The following is a 17,756-nucleotide window of genomic DNA, read 5'->3' on the forward strand; positions in this document are numbered from 1 at the left end:
GCCGGGACAAGGGCGTTCAACCTGACGACATCTTCAGGGACCTCCCCAGTCCGGATCATGGTCGCCGCGGTCACCCACCGGCTCCGGAAAGGCGAAGGCGTCGTACCTCGTTCAAGGTGTTGGAGATGCTGCGGGACCTGGTTGCGCGCCGCTCACTGTAACCAGGCCGACTCCTTCTTGGTCAGCCGATCGAGGACCACGGCCGCCCCATCCTCATCTTCAGCGGCTGACGGCCCGGCGCTGCTGGGGATCACCCGAGCCCGTCCCGGAGACAGCTGTTCACGTACCGACATACGTGCCAGTCGGTTGCGCCCGCCGATAAGGACGACCTCCAACCCAGTGGCGAGGCTCGCGAACTCCACGACCTGGACCGTCTCGCCGTCCAGCCGGAAGTGCGTCCCGATGCCCACTTTCGCGTTGGCCCTGCTCATGCCGCCCTCCGCAGGGCGTGCCCCGCGCTGAGCGGGCGGTCGAGCGCCGTCGTCACATGCCCTGACCACAGCAGATGCAGCACCGTTGCCTTCACCAGCGGCCGGCGATACGCCGGCACCAGCTGGAATCCTTCGTCCAGCGACATCCCGTGGTCGATGAGCTGTTCGGTGACGGGTTCGAGGGACTTGTCGTAGGTCCGGGCTACTTGCTGGAGGCGGGCGGTGTTCCCGGCGCCCCACTCGGTGTTCAGCTAGTCCCGGTAGAGGACTTCGGCGGTCTCGTCGATCTCCAGTCCGCTGAGTGCTGCCCGGCGGGCGGCGTCGAGGTCGGGGTGGTCGCTCGCCCCTCGTACCAGGTTCCTGGGTCGGGAAGGAGTTGGCCTGTCAGCGTGGCGTCATAGGGTGCTCGTATGGGGAAGTACGGAGATCGGCCAAAGAATCCGGACGCGCTGCTGCGAGCCGCCAGGAAGGTGTTCGGTACAGCCTGTCTGGCGTGGGGTACGACCCGACCCCGACCGGAGCTTGCCCACATCTGCGACTGGCCGACCGTCCGTCTGGCCACGGAGAGCGCGGTCAGGGGCATTCCCGAACGGATCGCTCATGTAGGCAAGCAGCATCGGCGCAGCACGTTCCACGACCTTGGCAATGTCGTGCCACTCTGCCCCAACCACCACACCTTGTTCGACGGCAACTATCCCGAGTTCGACGTCGACACGGTTCTGGCCCTGCGTGACGCGGCCTTGCGTAATCCGGAGGTCCTGCTCCGCGTGGTCGATGTCATCATCGACGAACTGCGGGGCCGCCCCAACCGGTGGATCGGCGCGGCCGCGGACGGCTGCCGGAAGTACAACCGGGCAACCGATCTCACAGCCCTGATCACCTTGCTGTCGTGGGTCCGCAAGGGCTTCGGGCTCGGCCTCGAACTCGGAGAGCCCCACCTCGTCGTCGACTGTGTCTCCGGAGGGCAGCATTACCACGTTGCCCTAGACCACGGAGCTGTGGACCACTGCGCCGGGGACAGCAGCCAGTGCGCCACGGCTCGCACGCGGACGGTACGCGACACGGCCCCGCAGGGCCGCTGACGCCGGTCAGGTGGCCTCCGCCGCGCTCAGCAGCTCCAGCCACAGCAGTTGGCCGGGCGATGCTGCATCTGGTCCGCACAGGGCGCACCTCTCTCCGTGGCCCGCGCGTCCCTGGCACGGCCGGTCATGCCGGTCCACTTCGTCGCGGACTTGCTCCGTCGTGCCCGACGACCGGTCCCACCCCTGGATCTCGCGCGTGAACTCGGCCAGCCCCGCCAGGGCGGTGATGAGCGTCTCCTGAAAGCTCCGCAGCGTTTCCACCTTGTGCGTATTGAAGTAGTCAGCCTCTGGATCGTCGCCATCCGTGAACCGGACGAAGGGGCGCCCCCGGGGGCCCGGGGCCCCGTTGGGCAGCGAGTACGCCCAGAGCCTACCGAACGACGCCAAATGACACGACGTCTTACTTGAGCAATCGCTGAGGTTCCCTTGCTCAATCCACCGGGCGAGCGTGAAAGAATGGATACTTTCAAGTCACCGTGGCGTAATTGAGCCCCCTGCGTCCGCCGCGACCCGACGGGATATCACAACGGCTAAACGATGAGGCGGATCGGTCTTGGTGACCGCGTCCGCGTCAGGGGCTCAGCGTTGTCCGGGAAGGAGGGCTTGGCCGTGGATCGTGTCGGATGGCCTGTGGGAGCGGATCGAGCAGGTGCTGCCCCGCAAGGAACGCCGGGGACTTCCGTACCAGCCTGAGATGGACGGAGTCAGCCGGACCTCATTGGCCGCGCTGCTGTACGGGGTGCTCAAAGCAGGGCGTGGGGCATACGCTTGGGCCATGACCACCACCGCGAATCCACGTACCGCCCGACAGGACCAGGACCCCGGATGGGGCGTGACTGGGCCGTAGGTTCTGCAACCCCACGTGGCCGATGGGGGTAGGGCCTCGTGCGACGGCCGTTGGTCATCGCAGAACCATGGGGCGGGCCGGGGTGGGTAGCCCATGCGACCAGGGCGGTTTCGTCGAAGGGGCACGCGGTCGCGGAGCTGACCTTCGGGTTCTGACGCCTGCTGGCCCGCCGCTACCAGGGCAACCTCTGGGGCCTGGCCGTACGCCCCGCCTTCCCTCACCTCCAGCCGCAGACTCGGTGGTTGGCGGAAGAACCGAGGCCGACCGTACGCCGCGAGGCGCCCGGCCAGCCGGATGCTGGCACCGCCGACCAGGACAGCGGGCGACCACATTGGCCGCAAGGAAGACCATGAGGGGCACGCCGAGGACCCGCCGTTCTAGCCTCGGGCTTTCAAGAGGTGTGCTGTCCGAAGCGTGATCGAAAACGCGAGAAGTGCTCCTGACCTGAAACGATAGGACTTGTCGAGGGTCCAGATCGTGCCGTGGAAAGAAGCACTTCTCAGGTGAAGAAGCGTATCGGGTCGTACCCGCGTGTCTCGGTCACGGGCTCTCCTCGGGTCGACCGTTCCTTCGATTCTCCCCTGTCGGTGCCAATGGGTGTGGCCGCGACCGCGTCTGCAGCCCTCTGCGAGGGCCTGGAGAGCAATGGCGATGACGCCTCGAATGCCGACGCCATCCCAGTTCGTCCGGCGTGTCCAGCGTGGACACGTACGACGGGCGGGACGATGGTCCGGCCGTCATCGACCTCAGCAGCGACCTGCCCCGCCTCGACTGGAACGCGGTCTCCCCCCTGGTGCCAGGCGGCGGGCGGCATCGATGCCGTGGCGCTCCGCCCACCGCTCGATGGGCGCCTGGCGCTCGGCGGCCGTCGGGTCCAGGGCCGGGGAATGTGTGGTCACCGCTTCCTCCGTCCCCGGTGGAAGCCCTGCCGGTGGGCCTGGTGGTGGGCGCCGCGCAGTCGGCGGCCCTCGCGGTAGTGGTGATCGGCCAGTTCGGCCAGGGCGCGGCGCAGGTGCTCCAGGCGCCCGCCGTCGTCCACCGCCGGGGGCTCGGACGCCGGCAGGTAGGTGCAGTGGGTGCGCAGCCAGGCGTGGGCTACGGTGCGGGCGGTGGAGGGCGAGGGCCACTCCATGCCCTCGTCGTCCACGCGTACGCGGACGACCTCGACGCCGACCGCCGTGGCCGGGTCGGCGGACGCCTCGGGCGGGTTGTACCGGTCCGTACGCAGGAGGGCACCGCTCTCCCGCTCCCGCCAGATCTGGTGCAGGCCGACCGGCACGACGGTGTCGATGCCGGGCAGGCCGTCCTCCTGGTAGTTGTCGCTCACGAGTGGGGTGCCCTCCCTCTGATTGTCGCGGACGGTCAGCCCTCGGCCGACCGGTTCGTCTGCTCCTTCGTCTGCCGTCTCATCCGTCGACCGTGGTGTGCAGGATGCCGCCGTCGCTCGCGTCGCCAGTGCGGCTCAAGGGACTGTAAAACGATCGGTGTAACTCCTGATCAAGGAAGATGCATCGATGACCAGCGACAACGTGACCGTGGCCGAGTCCGTCAAGGCCGCTGAGCCGCAGCCGGCGAAGAAGGTGGACGACCAGCTCATCGATGAGTTGGTCGGCCGGGCTCAGGCCGAGGGCCTGCAGCTGACCGGCGAGGGTGGGCTGCTCCAGCAGCTGACCAAGCGGCTCCGGAGTCCGCCCTGGAGGGCGAGATCACCGATCACCTCGGCTATGACAAGCACGACCCGGCGGGGAAGAACGGCGGCAACAGCCGCAACGGAACCCGTGGCAAGACCGTGCTGACCGATGTCGGCCCGGTGGAGATAGCCGTGCCCCGTGACCGCGAGGGCTCCTTCGAACCGAAGATCGTCAGGAAGCGGCAGAGGCGTCTGTCGGGCGTCGACGAGATGGTCATTTCTCTCGCCGCGAAGGGGCTGACGACCGGCGAGGTCCAGGCTCACCTGTCCGAGGTCTATGGCGCCGAGGTGTCGCGGCTGACGATCTCCACGATCACCGACAAGGTCCTCGAGGGCATGGCCGAGTGGCAGAACAGGCCCCTGGACTCGGTCTATCCAGTGATCTTCATCGACGCGCTCCACGTGAAGATCCGCGATGGCGCGGTGGCGAACCGGCCCATCTACGTGGCCCTGGCCGTCGCCGTCGAGGGCCGACGGGACATTCTGGGGCTGTGGGCCGGCGACGGCGGCAAGGGCGCCAAGCACTGGATGCACATCCTGACCGAGATCAAGAACCGCGGAGTGAACGACGTCCTCATGCTGGTCTGCGACGGGCTCAAGGGCCTGCCCGGGGCAGTCGAGGCCGTCTGGCCCCGCACCACCGTCCAGACCTGCGTGGTCCACCTGCTGCGGAACTCCTTCCGCTATGCCGCCCGCCAGGACTGGGACAAGATCGCCAAGCTCCTCAAGCCCGTCTATACCGCGGCGACCGAGGAAGCCGCACTCGAGCGGTTCGCGGAGTTCGCCGACGCGTGGGGCAAGAAGTATCCGGCGATCGTCCGGCTCTGGGAGAACGCCTGGGAGGAGTTCACTCCGTTCCTCCGGTTCGACACCGAGATCCGCCGCATCGTCTGCACGACGAACGCCATCGAGTCGGTGAACGCCCGGATCCGGCGGGCAGTCAGGGCTCGCGGGCACTTCCCGAACGAGCAGGCCGCCTTGAAGTGCGTCTACATGGCGATCATGTCGCTGGACCCGACCGGCAAGGGCCAGGCCCGCTGGACCATGCGCTGGAAGTCCGCCCTGAACGCCTTCGACATCACCTTCGACGGCCGCCTCTCCGCAGCACGCCGGTAACCCTCAACCACCCCAGATACACCGCTCGATTGACAGCCCCGCTCGTAACTGACCGTTTCAGAATGAGTTGAGCTCCGGGTCTTGCACTTGCCGATCTTGGTCGGCAGGGTGTCGGGGTGCGTGCTGATCTTGTTCCTGACGACCTGTGGGAGCGGGTGGCCCCGCTGCTACCACCCGCTCCCGAACGGCGCCGCGGGTATCCCGGGCGTCTTCGCATGCCAGACCGGGCGGCTCTCGCGGGCCTCTTGTACGTCCTGCGGACCGGCGTCGCGTGGCGCGACGTTCCGGCCGAGACTGTGGGCTGCGCCGGAGTCACGGCCTGGCGCCGGTTGCGGGACTGGACCGACGCCGGCGTCTGGCCGCGTCTGCATGCCGCCCTGCTGGCCGAACTGCGCGGCACGGACCTGCTGGACCTGGAGGACTCCGCCGTGGACGGATCGCATGTGCGGGCCATCAAAGGGGGGATCACGTCGGCCCCTCGCCCGTCGACCGCTCCGCATCCGCTACGAACGATAACCCGACATCCACCAGGGCCTGCCCGAACTGGCCTGCAGCCTCATATGCCTCCGGAGCCTCCGAAAAAGTGAGCGGTGGGGGCGATGGAGTCGGGCAGGTACATCACGACGCTGTGGCAGCACACCGCGTCGAACGAGTCGTCGGCGAAGGGCAGTGCGTCGATGTCGCCCTCGACCAGGGTCACCCGCTCGGCGAGCTCCGGGGCGGCGGCGATCCGTTCGGCTGCGGCGCTGAGCATGCCGGCGGACCTCTCCACGCCGGTGACCTGGTGTCCGGCGGCCGCCAGGCGCCACACCATCTCCCCGTCGCCACACCCCACGTCCAGGACCCGCGCCGGGCCACCGCCGAGCTCGGCGAGAACCCGGCGGGCGGTGATGTCGTGCCGCAGCCGACCGCGGCCGCCGCTGGAGTAGGCGGCGTACGCACCACCCACGTCCGCGAAGTCGGAGGGCGCATGGCTCATAGGGTCCTGAGCTCCCAATCGGTCCCGTGCTCGGCGAGGCAAGATAACGCTGCTGTTGGTCATGCGTTCCCCCAGGTGTCGACGTACGCGGCCACGCCGGTGCGGCGCGCCTCCTCCACGGCGCGCAGCCGCACGAAATCGCGGGCCGGCATCAAGGCCTCCCACTCGGCCAGGGGCAGGACGCGGACCTCGTCGTGCTCGCGCGGGTCGAGCGTGATTCCCCGGATCTGTTCAGCGGTGAGGCGACCGCCGTCGAAGATCAGCTGCAGCGCGTGCTGTACGGACGTCGCGCCCGGGGCTGGCCGTACACGGTGGCCAGCAGCCGGGGTGGACCCACAGCGGTCATGCCGGTCTCTTCCCGGCACTCGCGTACCACCGCGTCCCAGGGCCGCTCGCCCAGATCGATCGCGCCGCCGATCATGTGCCAGGGGTGGCCGGGGGAGTAGACGGAGTGCAGCTGGAGTGGCCGGTCGTTCTCGTCGGTGACGTAGAGGCACACGTAGGCGGCCGCCCGGAGCAGTGAATCGGCGTAGACCTGCGGTGGCACCCACGAGGAGACCGGCTGCGCACCGGTCACCGCGCCGACGTCGGCAGGTGGGCGGTGGCGGGTCATCCGCATCAGCGCAGGGCCGCGATCCTGCCCCCGCCTGGCAGCTCCGCCGAGATCGCGCTGTGCTCCGGACGGCCTCCCAAGGCGGTGTTGTAGCGCACCAGTTCAGCCGTGGACAGCTTCGCCGCGTACGCGATGGTGGGGTCGTTCTTCCTGGCGTGCTCCACCTTCCGCTGGATGCGCCCGCCGTAGCCGTGTTCCTGGGCCCATTCCACGTCGTCCACGACGTAGCCGGAGCTGCGGCTCTCCTCGTCGCTGAGGTCGTTCGAGCCCCAGTACCGGAAGCCCTTCTCGGCCATGCACTTCTCGATGAGTTTCTGCTCGGCCAGTTCGAGGGTCCTGAGCTCCGGGTCGCTCAGCCTCTCCGAGGTGAGGGAGGGGGAGACGGAGGGGGAGGCCACAGCCGTGCACGCGGCCAGCGAGCTTCCCACCACCACCGATATCCCTATGGCCATCAGAACGCGCTTCATGCGATGGGTCCCCCCCCCCCCGCGCCCTCCGTGTGGCTGCGACGCCCTCGGCGGCGCACTCACACCATCGTGGTGGGGGTGGGGGTGGGGGTGGGGGCAGCGGTACCTCGTACGTCCGAGGGGTGCTCGTGCCCGCACATGGCGCCGAGGGCGGCGGCCCTCAGGGGGGGGCGCCGCCCTCGGCGTCGTACGGGAAGAGCGTCAGCGCTTGGCGCAGTAACCGGTGAAGTTGTTGTTGCTCTTGTAGAACCGCGGCCACTTGATCGCGTCGCGGGTGTTCGGGCCGTAGATTCCGTCAGCCGCGGTGCCTGCCTTGCCCTGCGCGTACTTGAGAGCCGAATAGGTCGCCGGGCCGAAGGCCCCGTCGATGGCGATGCTTCGCCCGTAACACAGGACCAGCGCTCGCTGCAGCTTCTTGACGTGGATGCCGTTGGCGCCCTGGGACATCTCGCAGGTGATGCTTCCACCGCTGGTGGCGGGGAGGTGGATGTAGGTGGTGGTCGACTTCGAGATCGTCTTCGACGAGGAGCAGTAGGCGGCCAGCGCGCCGAACTCCGCCTCCTGTACGGCGACCGGTCCGGCCTTGGGCGCGGCGACGGCGGCCGGGGCCGCGGCCCCCAGTCCGGTGAGCATGACCGTTGCGGCCCCGAGTGCCGCGAGCTTGAGCTTCATCTCGTTCCCCCTTCATGTTCTTTCTTATTCCGGCGTGTCCACTTTTGCTGAGTGACACCGGCCGGGCCATGCTGTTGCAGCTGAACGCAAAAGCTGAGCTCATCAGGGGGAATGAGATGCTCCGCGTCCACTTCAGCGACGCCGACCTGGGCAGAACACAGGTGGCCGCCGCGCCGGATCCGCTCTGGGAGATCGCCACCAGCCTGCACCGTTTCCAGGTACGGGACGGCCGCTGGGCCTACGCGCAATGGCACAGGTCCGTCCGTGCCCACCTGGGGGAGAAGGGGCTCGAACGCGCCTTTCGTACCGTGCTGTTACCGCTCTTCCCGAGGGCCGCCTACTTTCCGGACTTCCTGACTCCGGTCCAGGCGGGCCAGGGCTTGGACGCCGGGCTCGACGCCATCCTGGCCACACCACCCCGTCGGATCCTGGAGGAAGTGGCCATCCTCGACCGCGTGGTCGGAGCCCCTTCCTGGGCCCCGCGACTGGCCGAGACGCAGACGCGCCTCGAACTCGTGCGGGTGCTGCGCGCCTATCACGAGGTCGCCATCGCCCCGTACAGCGAACACATCCAGGCCCACATCGACGCCGAACGGTCGGCGCGCTGCCGAGGGCTTCTGGACGGCGGTGTCGAGGGGATGCTGGCCGGCCTCAGCTCCACGATGCGCTGGCAACGGCCCGTCCTGCACGTCGAATACCCGCCGGAGGACCGGGATCTGTGGCTGGGCGGCCGGGGGATCAAGCTCGTCCCGTCGTACTTCTCCTGGCGCGCGCCGACCAGTCTCGCCGACCCCGGGCTGCCGCCGGTCCTGTGCTACCCGGTGCTCCGCGAACCGCCCGCCCCGCCGCCGGACACCGAGGGCCCCGCGGCCGCACCTCTGACGGCCCTCCTGGGGCGGGCCCGGGCCGCCGCGCTGTGCGCCGTGGCCGCGGGCGCCACGACCGGGGAGATCGCCCGTGCTGCCGGGGTGTCCGCGTCCTCTGCCAGCCGGCATGCCACCGCGCTGCGCGACGCGGGGCTCATCACCAGCAGCCGGCATGCCGCGACCGTGCTGCACACCCTCACTCCGGTCGGGGCGTCCGTACTCCGTGCCGGTACGCGCACGGCGGAGGCGTGAGGCACACGGAAGCCCGTCCCACCTCGATGAGGGCGGGACGGGCCTCTTCACGTACGTACGTAAGGGCCCGCAGAGAATCAACATGCTGGTTTGATCTTCTTCGGCGGGTGGCTGCCGTACCTGTCGAGGTGGGCAGCCACGTCTGTCGGAGTGCGGAATCTGGCGGTTGAGGATGGGATCGGGTGATCGTGCGCGGCCAGGAGTGGCCGTACTTCCTGGACGGCCCGTGTAACTGATCGTTTCAGAATGAGTCGAGTTGCGGGTCTTATGCTGGGTGATCTTGGTCGGCAGTGTGTCCGGAGTGCGTGCTGATCTTGTTCCTGACGACTTGTGGGAGCGGGTGGCCCCGCTTCTGCCGCCCGTTCCCGAACGGCGCCGCCGCTACCCCGGACGGCTGCGTGTTCCTGACCGGGCGGCACTCGCGGGCGTCCTGTTCGTGTTGCGGACCGGTGTCGCGTGGCGTGATGTCCCCGCGGAGACCGTGGGCTGCTCCGGGGTGACGGCCTGGAGTCGGCTGCGGGACTGGACCGAGGCCGGCGTCTGGCCACGCCTGCACGCTGCCCTGCTTGCCGAGCTTCGGCGTGCCGACCTGCTGGACCTGGACGACTGCTCCGTGGACGGCTCGCATGTCCGGGCCCTCAAAGGGGGGATCACGTCGGCCCCTCGCCCGTCGACCGCGCCCGTTCCGGCTCCAAGCACCACCTGATAGTCGACCGTCACGGGACCCCGCTCGCCATGACGCTGACCGGCGGCAACCGGCACGACGTCACCCAGCTGCTTGACAAGTACCGCCGCCTGCTGTGGAAGCGCGGCATCAAGCCGTTGATCGCCCGGCGTGGCGTCGCCCACGGTTCCGGACTGGGCAAGGTGCGCTGGGTGGTCGAGCGTACATTCGCCTGGCTGCACCTGTTCAAACGGCTCCGCACCCGATACGAGCGACGCGCCGATTTCCATCAAGGTCTGCTCGAACTGGCCTGCAGCCTCATATGCCTGCGCCGCCTGCGGACCTCATTCTGAAACGACCAGTTACGAGCTGGTGCGTGATTGCGGGTGACGTGTTCTTGCTGGTGGGTGTCATGATCCGGATGTGGCGATCATGGTCAGTCGGACGGTTCTCGCGCATCAGGTGTTCACGGGAGTCTCGCGGGGCCATCTTGCTTCTCTGGTTGAGGAGTTGGCCGGCCCGTGGCAGGCCGTGGTCGAGGGGCGTCGTCACGAAGCTCGCGGCGGGGCCAGGAAGCGTGAGGCAGGAGCCGGTGTCCGGCATTGGCTGGTGTTCGTCGACCGGCTCGTGGCCACGTTGGTTCACTTGCGGCACGATCTGCCGCATGTGGCGTTGGGGCTGCTGTTCGGCGTCGACCGCTCCACCATCACCCGTGCGATCGGCGAGATACGAGGGCTGCTGGCAGAGCGGGGATGCGCGGTCCCAGACCGGCCCGGCCTGAGGCTGCGAACCCCGGCGGATGTGTTCGCATACGCCCAGGCCGAAGGTATCGAGCTGCGGCTGGACGCCACCGAGGTCCAGGTCCGCCGGCCCCCGGCCAGCCGCGGCGGACGCCGTGCTTTCGTCTCGGGGAAGAAGAAGCAGAACACGATGAAGGCCACTGTCGTCGCCGACCATGAGGGCCGCAGGCTCTGGACCGATGCCCTGCGACCAGGGCGGATGCATGACGCGACCGCCGCACGCAACGAAGGCATCGGTACCTGTTTCCAGCACTTTCGCGACGTCGAAGTGCTCCTGGACGACGGCTACCTCGGACTCCGTCGCGATCATCCCGGCCAAGCGGTGACCCCGCCCAGGAAGGGAAACAAGATCAGCCCGCCCGAGGTCCTCGAAGCCCGCCTACAAGCCCGGCACCGGCACTCCTCGATGCGCATCACCGTCGAACACGCCCTCGCCGACCACAAACGCTGGAAGCAACTGGTCCGCTGGACCCACCGCCGAGAGAACCTGCCCGCCACCTACCGGGCCATGGCAGGCCTCGTCTCCGACCGCAACACCACCGGCTGATACAAACTCCCAGGTCAGGCACCCATGTCTCCAACGCAATCACGCACCAGCTCGTAAGAGGTCGTCTCAGTTGGTGCGGGATCACATTCCGCGGTCTGGGCCGTATGCCTCGCGAGTGGGCTGGCCTGGTCCTGCAGGTGGGTACTCCAGCCCCACGGGGCCGGGGTAGAAGGCCGCGCTGTCCCAACCGGTCATCTCCTCACCGACGAGGTGGCGGTACAACCACTCGGCGAAGGTCATGGGGTGTCCGACCCAGTCGCCCTCTGCCCCTTGGACCACCACACTGTCGGAGAACCCGTGGACCGACGAGGCTACGAAGACCGCAGCTCCTTGATCGGTGGCGGCGATGGGTATGAGACCTTCGGTGGTTCCGAAGCTGAGCTGGGGGAGTTGGCAGAAGACGCGAGGATCGTCGTCCGGCCCAGTGATGTAGGACTCCCATCTGCTATCAGCCCAGACTTCTGATGCCGAGCGGATCTCCTCGCCCAGGTTCCACCAGCCTGACGCAGGGTGAGGTGTCCGTTGATCTGCACTGGCGCATACGCGTCGACGATCTGTTTGTAGTCCCCCGGAAACGTCCTGCCGAGTTCCTCCTCCAGGCTGAGCCAGGCCGCAGGGGCGGCGTAGCGTTCCTCTCCGGGGCCCAGCATCGCGAAGACGGCCTGCAGGTAGTCGGTCATGGCGGTCATGCCTCTCGAAGATGCTTGCCGGGAATCGTTCGAGCCAGCATCGAGCACCTTTCCTGTCGACGGCTGGCCGGGGTCCTCGTTGTCATGGCATGGAGCCTTTTCCAACCTCACGTTGATGCGTGGTGAAGGACCAGGACGGCCTTCACGACGTCGGTGACTCGGTTGGTACTGCAGCGGAGTTTCCGCAGGAGGCGCCACCCCTTGAGGGTGGCCATGGCTTGCTCGCCCAGGCAGTGGATCTTGGTGTGGGCGGTGTTGTGGCGGCGCTTCCATCTCTTGAGGCGGCGGCCCCGAAACGGCACCCGGACGGGTCCGCCGGCTCCTTGATACGCCTTGTCCGCCCAGCATTTGATTTCTGCATCGGCGAGGGCTTCGATGATTCCGTGGTGTCGCGCTGCGGACAAGGCATATTCCTCCCGCGCGAACCGCGCCTACCTGCGGCGACGTCGAATCCGCAGTGTCATCCCGGAGAAGGCCGACCAGGCCGCCAACCGCAAGAAGAAGGGTTCTCGCGGCGGCCGCCCGGTCGGTCACGATCCGGACCTGTACAAGGACCGCAACACCGTCGAACGCTGCATCAACAAGATCAAAGAGTGGCGGGGCCTGGCCACCCGCTACGACAAGACCGCTGCCAGCTACCTCGCCGGACTCCGCCTGCGCGGCGCCGTGATCTGGATCCGCAGCCTCCGACCAACATGATCCGAACCTGGAACAGGCCCTAGTTGTCAGTGTCTGCTTCTACGCTGCTGAAAGGCATCACGTGGGGAGCGAGTATGACGGATGAGACAGCGGTCATGCAGGGGCTGTGGCCGCAGGTGCTGGAAGCGGCAAAGAAGCGGCGGCGGTTCACCTGGATTCTGCTGAGCCAGAAGGTGACGGGGCTTCTCTACGACGGTGCCGTACTGACGCTGGCGTGGGAAAATCAGGGGGCGGTGGACAACTTCGACAGTTCTGGCTCCATCAGCGTGCTCGAGGAGGCACTCGAAGAGGTGCTCAGCCGCCCGGCCGCCGTTGAGTCGGTCCTCGACAATGCACCACCCGCGCCCCCGACTCTCAGTCCAGTAGGCCCGGCAACGCCGCTGCGCGTACCCGCCGCCGCTCCTGCCCCGCCATCCCAGCCGGACGTGCCAGCCGCCTTCACTTTGCACCGTGCGCTGGGCCAAACAGCATTCCTGATGCATGAGCGGGGCGACAACCGGGCCGCGGCCCTGCTGACGGAGGTAGGGGACGTGGAACTGGTGTGCAGCAGCCGGTTCGCAGACCAGACGGATGCCATCCTCATCATGCCGCCATCTCTCGTTCCCCAATTCACCGATGAGGTCCTCGCAGCCATCGAGCCGGTGTTCGTACACGTCGCGGGGCGCCATGGGCTGCAGGTCAACGGGGTGCGTGCCGCTGCCGCGCTCCCCGAGATCGGTGAGGACTGGCGACGGGTCCTGCAAACGAAACTGGCGGCCGAGGATGAGGATACGGCGCCCGCGCAGGTGCCTCAGGCGCCGCCCAAGGAGGCCTCCTCCAGGCCTGGCAGGAAGGAGACCGTCGAGGGGCAGGCATCGGGATGCAGTCGGCGAGGCAAGACCACAGGCGGCCGATGCCGCCGCCCGGCCGCCGAATGGCCGGCCTACGATGACCTGCCGCCGCCCGTGGCCGCCTGTTTTGGTCATCTCACCCCCGAGGAACAGAAAGCCTGCCAGCAGGCACGCGACCGTGCCCGGGAGGAGTACAACGCCCGCTGGAAGGCAGAACGCGCCGCGCTTCAGGCCCGGGGCGCCGATTTGAAACCCCTCACCTTCACGCCGCGGCCGTGCATCGGCGAGTGCATCTCGCTGGACCAGGTGGGGGGAAGCGACTCCGATGGGGCCTCGATATCGTGTGCGAACTGCGACAGCTGGGTGTGCGTGAGCTGCGGGAGAGCGCAGGTAGACAGTGTTCTGGAGTTCTGCGGAGCCTGCTCGGAGCGTGAGGCGCAGTGTGACCCTGAACCCGAGTGGTACGGGCAGTACGACAGTGGGCCCGACACCGATCCAAACCCTCGCGCCCGACTGACGGTTATGGTCAACGACCTGGTCAAAGCGACAGGTGCCACCCACCGGGAGGTGAATGCGGGCCTCAACCGAAGGATCGGGGTGCCCAGCAGGGTCGGTGCCGAGGAACAGGTCATCCGCCGTGCCGCCAGCGCCGCCCGCGCGTGGCTCGATGAACTTGGTTCTTCCGGCTGACCAGGGCCTCAGGCATGGCCGGCTACCGACCCGCCCCTGTGTGGCAGCCGGCGCGGGCGGTTCCTTTCCGAAGCGCCAAGGCAGGCATGTCGGCTGATTCGGGGGCCGTTGACGGCGGGCACCCCCCGTCGCCTGCAGATGCGGTTGCCAGTCGCCCCCTGGGGCGGTCAATTCACAGGCAGGTGCAACAAGCGGAGACGAGTCGAATCAGATAGCTGATGTAACTTGCATAGTTGGTGAGGGTGGCGGTAGCGTCACGGCAGCAGACACCCCGACCGGTATGAAGGCACGTCATGCTGCTCACGACAGGCCAAGCCGCCGAAGAGCTTGGCTGCGCCGTCACGACCTACCGGCGCCTCATCACCGCAGGCGTGCTCCCGGAACTCTCCCGGCGCGGCGTCCGTGTGATGACACCTCTCTGGGTAGTCCGAGCCCTGCAAGAGCGCGCCCACCCCTCCTTGAATCGCCTCAACGTCAAAGAAGTTGCAGTACTGCGAGTCGACGCGGCACGCCCCAGCGAGGACAACCACCAGGAGCCGATCGGATACGCGGCAGGTCTTGGCCCCGACGTACTCCTCAACCGTTTGAGGGGCTGGTGGCGCTGTGATGCCGCGAGTGTGGCGGCCGGAGGAGTGCTGCCGGTGACCCTGTCCGGCTACGTGGTGGCTGTCCTTACCGGCCTGAACTGCTGGGAGAAAGGCAACGGCGGGCGGCACGCTTTTCCGGACGCAGTCCTGGCCGGACACGTCACCGACCTGGCCACTCCCGTCAAGCACCTGACCGCACCGCAGCAAACCGACCGGGACATCGCGGACCTCCTCCTGGGCACCCGCCTGCCCTCGCAGTCCAGCGGCGCGATCGCGTACGTCCCCTCCCACAGCAGTTCCGCCAACTGACCCGCAGGCACAAGGAATCATGATGGACGCAAAGACTTACAACGCGGAGCTGGCCGAGCTGCGCGTCCTGCGGGACGGCATCAGGAAGGCGCAGGCCACGCTGGAGAAACTGGAGACGGACCGCGCCCGCAAGATCACCGCGCTCGCGGGATACGAGAAGGCGAAGGCGGAGCGCATCGCACCCGCCGCCGGACTCAGCCTGGCCGACATCGTGGCGATCGCACCCATCCTCGCCCCCGACCGGCTCACCACCGCAGCACAGCCAAACCCCACTCCCGTGCCCCCGGCGCCCGAACCGCCAACTCCGCCCGCCGCAGCCGTCCCAGCCCCCGAGCCCGCCGGGGACACAGCACTGCCCAGCGGCACCGAACACGCACAGCCCCCCTCCCAGGCGGGCACGGTCGCCCCGGCCATGACCCGCCCCTCCCCTGAACCGGCAGCGGAACCCGAACTGCCCGCAGCCCCTTCTGAGCCTGCCCCGGCCGCCGCCGCTCCTCTCGCGGCCCAGGAAGCACAGCGCACGCTTCCCAGGATCCCCGAAGGCCCTGATGGGGAGCGTTGGTTCACCCACACCAACAACCTCGCCTCCACACACCCGAACTTCACCCAGCAGGCCCGCAGCACTGTCTTCCTCGACACGCAGACCGGTGTGCTGATCCATCGCGACCAGACGTTCCGCATCGACCTGCCGACCGCCAGCGCCGCGGAAATCCTGAACACCGTCTTCCACGTCCTGCCCGGCGGCGTCGAGCGGATCTACATCACCGCAGGAGCCCCCTGGCACCGCCAGGCCGACCAGCACCCCTTCCTCAAGGACACCGTCGCCGCTTGGCTGAACGCCCCCACACCCGGCTGGCGCACGGACACCGGCCGCGGCAAGGACCGGATGGCCGGCCACTTCGTCCACCCCCGCAACCCCGTCGCCCGCTACCAGCGCGAACACGGCGAGCAGCACGTCGAGATCCGATCGACGGGGGAGTGGTTCGACACCGACGGGGCGGAGCCCGCCGTCATCCGTGACGCTTTCGTCCTGCTGTGGAAGGCCCTGCGCCGCCACTGGCCCGACGCCGTCCTGATGGGCTCACCGTCCCAGACCGGCCGTGACCTGTGGACCCGCACCATCCCGACCAAGGGCCAGCACGCGGACGGCTACCCCGTCCTGTCCGAAGAGCTCCGCGGCCTCTTCCACGCCACCGCCGGACAGGGCCGCACCGAACTCATCACCCCGCCCCGCGTTCCCGCCCAGCTCCCCGCCCTGGTCGAGTACGACCGCACCTTCGCCTACGCCAAACACACCTGGAAATCCGGAGTCGGCACCCCCCGCCGCGTCACCGCGGCCACCTTCGCGTCCTGGTCCCAGAAAGAACAGACCAAAGCCCTGTTCGCCTGCGGCCACTGGCACGTCCGCGTCACCGTCCCCGACACCTGGAACCACATCGGAATCCTCCCCGCACCCGCCCCCGGCGACCGCGCCTGGCACTACCCCGCCACCCCCGGCACCACCTTCACCACCTGGGCCGGCGGCCCCGAAATCCACACCGCCCTGTCCAACCCCCACACCCCGTGGAAAATCGAGATCCTCGACGGGATCCTCTTCGACGACGGCAAACCACTCGACGACTGGTCCAAGAAACTCAAGGAAGCCTGGTCCTCCCTCACCGCCCAGGCCGACCTGAACGGCGACCCCGACCAGCGCACCGCAGCCCACCTCGCCGCCCGCGCCGTCCGAGCCCTCCTCCTCTACGGCATCGGCGCCTTCGCCCAACGCCCCCGCACCGTCACCGGCACCACACCCCGCACCATGGAGCGCGACGTCCCCCCGGACGCCGAAATCATCGGCTTCGACGACCAGACCATCACCTGGCAACGCCCCACCGGCTTCACCCGCGACCCCAACGCCCACCCCGAATGGGCCGCCCACATCTGGTCCTCCGCCCGCGCCGCCCTGCTCTCCCAGCGCCACCGCGACGACAACACCTACGCCGGAGCCCTCCACGCCCCGCCCGGCACGATCGTCGCCTTCCGCACCGACGCTGTCTACCTCACCCAGCCCCGGACATGGCCCCACCACGGCCAGCCGGGCGACTACCTCAACAAAGGCCACCTCCCCGGCCCCATCACCGCCCCCACCACCGAAGACGAACTCCTGACCCTCCGCGACAGGGGCCGCGCGGCCCACCACGCCGCGCCCACCTCTGAGGGGGTCTGATGCCACCGCGCCGCAGGCACCCCCCGGTACCGCAACGCAACGAAGCAGCCCGGCTCGCCGACCGGCTCCAACAGGCCGGCTACACCAAACGCGACATCGCCCGCATCATCAACCGCGACGCGTCCCTCGTCTCCCAGTTCTACACAAAGAACAAGGGCGCAGCCTTCGTTCCCGCCCTCACCCAGGTCCTCACCGCCGTCCACACCGCAGGCATCAGCGACGTCACCGAACTCGCCGCGATCGCTGCCCTCCACACCACCCGCCGCACCACCGCCAGCGGCACCCGAGCCCGCGTCCGCACCAAAGCCGTCCTCATCACCCCCACCGGCTCCGGCACCGGACGCGCCGGAGCACAAGCCATCGCCTCCGGTTCCGCCCGGCTACGTCCCCTGATCGCCGAAGCCGCCCGCCAGGGCCTGCGCCTGGCCTTCACCGTGCGCCTCGCCAAGACCGGCTACGTCCACGTGTCAGGAAGCCGCACCGACTCACCCGGCATCCGCCGCCACGTCATCCAGCGCGCTGATCACACCGAGGAACGCTCTTACGGATCGGCCACCACCGGCGGCTTCGCGGCAGCCGATATCGCTCGTCGTGTTGATGCGGCGGGCGGAGATGTCACCGCGGCCATCCACCGGTGGCTTGTGGAAACCGGTCGCATTCATGCCGACGCCCACATCACCCACCTGGAAATCCGTACCTGGCGCCATCGTTGACCTC

The 17,756-nt window shown here is 68.3% G+C and carries 16 protein-coding genes and 5 pseudogenes; 11 read left to right on the forward strand and 10 right to left on the reverse strand.

Features of this window, described 5'->3' with window-relative positions:
* Positions 1-152: 152 nt before the first annotated feature.
* Positions 153-431 carry a hypothetical protein gene (locus tag RI138_RS32065; RefSeq protein ID WP_311122738.1) on the reverse strand — a complete coding sequence of 93 codons (279 nt, stop codon included), beginning with the start codon at positions 429-431 and terminating at the stop codon, positions 153-155.
* Positions 428-577, reverse strand: coding sequence for a hypothetical protein (locus RI138_RS32070; protein ID WP_311122739.1), 150 nt, complete (start codon positions 575-577; stop codon positions 428-430). The genes RI138_RS32065 and RI138_RS32070 overlap by 4 nt, the downstream gene beginning before the upstream one ends.
* Before the next feature lie 264 nt (positions 578-841).
* Here RI138_RS32070 and RI138_RS32075 point away from each other — a divergent pair, with 264 nt between their 5' ends.
* Entirely contained in the window at positions 842-1,513 is a 672-nt protein-coding gene (locus RI138_RS32075) for an HNH endonuclease (RefSeq protein ID WP_311122740.1), read from the forward strand.
* Between the two features lie 6 nt (positions 1,514-1,519).
* Here RI138_RS32075 and RI138_RS32080 read toward each other — a convergent pair whose 3' ends face one another.
* Both RI138_RS32080 and RI138_RS32085 read right to left on the reverse strand, forming a co-directional pair.
* Positions 1,520-1,774, reverse strand: a complete 255-nt coding sequence (locus RI138_RS32080; protein WP_311122741.1) for a hypothetical protein — start codon at positions 1,772-1,774, stop codon at positions 1,520-1,522.
* A 1,481-nt stretch (positions 1,775-3,255) separates the two neighbouring features.
* Positions 3,256-3,687, reverse strand: coding sequence for a hypothetical protein (locus RI138_RS32085; protein ID WP_311122742.1), 432 nt, complete (start codon positions 3,685-3,687; stop codon positions 3,256-3,258).
* A 187-nt stretch (positions 3,688-3,874) separates the two neighbouring features.
* Here RI138_RS32085 and RI138_RS32090 point away from each other — a divergent pair.
* Both RI138_RS32090 and RI138_RS32095 read left to right on the forward strand, forming a co-directional pair.
* Positions 3,875-5,166: pseudogene (locus RI138_RS32090) on the forward strand (IS256 family transposase).
* A 116-nt stretch (positions 5,167-5,282) separates the two neighbouring features.
* Positions 5,283-5,659: pseudogene (locus RI138_RS32095) on the forward strand (transposase); the annotation flags it as partial.
* 63 nt (positions 5,660-5,722) lie between these two features.
* On the opposite strand, the gene RI138_RS32100 reads toward RI138_RS32095, so the two are convergent.
* The 4 genes from RI138_RS32100 to RI138_RS32115 all read right to left on the reverse strand — a co-directional run bounded on the left by RI138_RS32100 (position 5,723) and on the right by RI138_RS32115 (position 7,897).
* Positions 5,723-6,145, reverse strand: coding sequence for a class I SAM-dependent methyltransferase (locus RI138_RS32100; RefSeq protein WP_311122743.1), 423 nt, complete (start codon positions 6,143-6,145; stop codon positions 5,723-5,725).
* 259 nt (positions 6,146-6,404) lie between these two features.
* Positions 6,405-6,758, reverse strand: coding sequence for an NUDIX hydrolase (locus RI138_RS32105; RefSeq protein WP_311122744.1), 354 nt, complete (start codon positions 6,756-6,758; stop codon positions 6,405-6,407).
* 5 nt (positions 6,759-6,763) lie between these two features.
* On the reverse strand, positions 6,764-7,225 hold the full coding sequence (locus RI138_RS32110) for a hypothetical protein (protein ID WP_311122745.1): 462 nt from the start codon (positions 7,223-7,225) through the stop codon (positions 6,764-6,766).
* A gap of 201 nt (positions 7,226-7,426) precedes the next feature.
* On the reverse strand, positions 7,427-7,897 hold the full coding sequence (locus RI138_RS32115) for a peptidoglycan-binding domain-containing protein (protein WP_311122746.1): 471 nt from the start codon (positions 7,895-7,897) through the stop codon (positions 7,427-7,429).
* Positions 7,898-8,013: 116 nt separating this feature from the next.
* On the opposite strand from RI138_RS32115, the gene RI138_RS32120 reads away from it, so the two are divergent.
* From RI138_RS32120 to RI138_RS32130, 3 genes and pseudogenes are all read left to right on the forward strand, one after another.
* Positions 8,014-9,015 (forward strand): helix-turn-helix domain-containing protein, encoded by a 1,002-nt coding sequence (locus RI138_RS32120; RefSeq protein ID WP_311122747.1) that lies wholly within the window; start codon positions 8,014-8,016, stop codon positions 9,013-9,015.
* 301 nt (positions 9,016-9,316) lie between these two features.
* Positions 9,317-10,032 (forward strand): annotated as a pseudogene (locus RI138_RS32125) (IS5 family transposase).
* Between the two features lie 79 nt (positions 10,033-10,111).
* Entirely contained in the window at positions 10,112-11,026 is a 915-nt protein-coding gene (locus tag RI138_RS32130; protein WP_311123074.1) for a transposase family protein, read from the forward strand.
* A gap of 311 nt (positions 11,027-11,337) precedes the next feature.
* Here the strand turns inward: RI138_RS32130 and RI138_RS32135 are convergent, their stop codons facing one another.
* Both RI138_RS32135 and RI138_RS32140 read right to left on the reverse strand, forming a co-directional pair.
* Entirely contained in the window at positions 11,338-11,715 is a 378-nt protein-coding gene (locus RI138_RS32135; protein WP_311122748.1) for a hypothetical protein, read from the reverse strand.
* Positions 11,716-11,822: 107 nt separating this feature from the next.
* Positions 11,823-12,113 (reverse strand): annotated as a pseudogene (locus RI138_RS32140) (transposase family protein); the annotation flags it as partial.
* On the opposite strand from RI138_RS32140, the pseudogene RI138_RS32145 reads away from it, so the two are divergent.
* From RI138_RS32145 to RI138_RS32165, 5 genes and pseudogenes are all read left to right on the forward strand, one after another.
* Positions 12,097-12,414: pseudogene (locus RI138_RS32145) on the forward strand (transposase); the annotation flags it as partial. The pseudogenes RI138_RS32140 and RI138_RS32145 overlap by 17 nt on opposite strands.
* Positions 12,415-12,488: 74 nt before the next feature.
* Positions 12,489-13,934, forward strand: coding sequence for a hypothetical protein (locus tag RI138_RS32150; protein WP_311122749.1), 1,446 nt, complete (start codon positions 12,489-12,491; stop codon positions 13,932-13,934).
* A gap of 293 nt (positions 13,935-14,227) precedes the next feature.
* Entirely contained in the window at positions 14,228-14,830 is a 603-nt protein-coding gene (locus tag RI138_RS32155) for a DNA-binding protein (protein WP_311122750.1), read from the forward strand.
* A gap of 22 nt (positions 14,831-14,852) precedes the next feature.
* Entirely contained in the window at positions 14,853-17,039 is a 2,187-nt protein-coding gene (locus RI138_RS32160; protein WP_311122751.1) for a hypothetical protein, read from the forward strand.
* Positions 17,039-17,752, forward strand: a complete 714-nt coding sequence (locus RI138_RS32165; protein ID WP_311122752.1) for a helix-turn-helix domain containing protein — start codon at positions 17,039-17,041, stop codon at positions 17,750-17,752. Before RI138_RS32160 ends, RI138_RS32165 begins: the two co-directional genes overlap by 1 nt.
* The last annotated feature ends 4 nt before the right edge of the window (positions 17,753-17,756 follow it).

This window comes from Streptomyces durocortorensis (genome assembly GCF_031760065.1).
Lineage (GTDB): Bacteria > Actinomycetota > Actinomycetes > Streptomycetales > Streptomycetaceae > Streptomyces.

Coding starts and splice junctions, on each gene's coding strand:
- RI138_RS32065 (WP_311122738.1), bottom strand. CDS start 431: ATGAGCAGGGCCAACGCGAAAGTGGGCATCGGGACGCACTTCCGGCTG.
- RI138_RS32070 (WP_311122739.1), bottom strand. CDS start 577: ATGTCGCTGGACGAAGGATTCCAGCTGGTGCCGGCGTATCGCCGGCCG.
- RI138_RS32075 (WP_311122740.1), top strand. CDS start 842: ATGGGGAAGTACGGAGATCGGCCAAAGAATCCGGACGCGCTGCTGCGA.
- RI138_RS32100 (WP_311122743.1), bottom strand. CDS start 6,145: ATGAGCCATGCGCCCTCCGACTTCGCGGACGTGGGTGGTGCGTACGCC.
- RI138_RS32105 (WP_311122744.1), bottom strand. CDS start 6,758: ATGACCCGCCACCGCCCACCTGCCGACGTCGGCGCGGTGACCGGTGCG.
- RI138_RS32110 (WP_311122745.1), bottom strand. CDS start 7,225: ATGAAGCGCGTTCTGATGGCCATAGGGATATCGGTGGTGGTGGGAAGC.
- RI138_RS32115 (WP_311122746.1), bottom strand. CDS start 7,897: ATGAAGCTCAAGCTCGCGGCACTCGGGGCCGCAACGGTCATGCTCACC.
- RI138_RS32120 (WP_311122747.1), top strand. CDS start 8,014: ATGCTCCGCGTCCACTTCAGCGACGCCGACCTGGGCAGAACACAGGTG.
- RI138_RS32130 (WP_311123074.1), top strand. CDS start 10,112: ATGGTCAGTCGGACGGTTCTCGCGCATCAGGTGTTCACGGGAGTCTCG.
- RI138_RS32135 (WP_311122748.1), bottom strand. CDS start 11,715: ATGACCGCCATGACCGACTACCTGCAGGCCGTCTTCGCGATGCTGGGC.
- RI138_RS32150 (WP_311122749.1), top strand. CDS start 12,489: ATGACGGATGAGACAGCGGTCATGCAGGGGCTGTGGCCGCAGGTGCTG.
- RI138_RS32155 (WP_311122750.1), top strand. CDS start 14,228: ATGCTGCTCACGACAGGCCAAGCCGCCGAAGAGCTTGGCTGCGCCGTC.
- RI138_RS32160 (WP_311122751.1), top strand. CDS start 14,853: ATGGACGCAAAGACTTACAACGCGGAGCTGGCCGAGCTGCGCGTCCTG.
- RI138_RS32165 (WP_311122752.1), top strand. CDS start 17,039: ATGCCACCGCGCCGCAGGCACCCCCCGGTACCGCAACGCAACGAAGCA.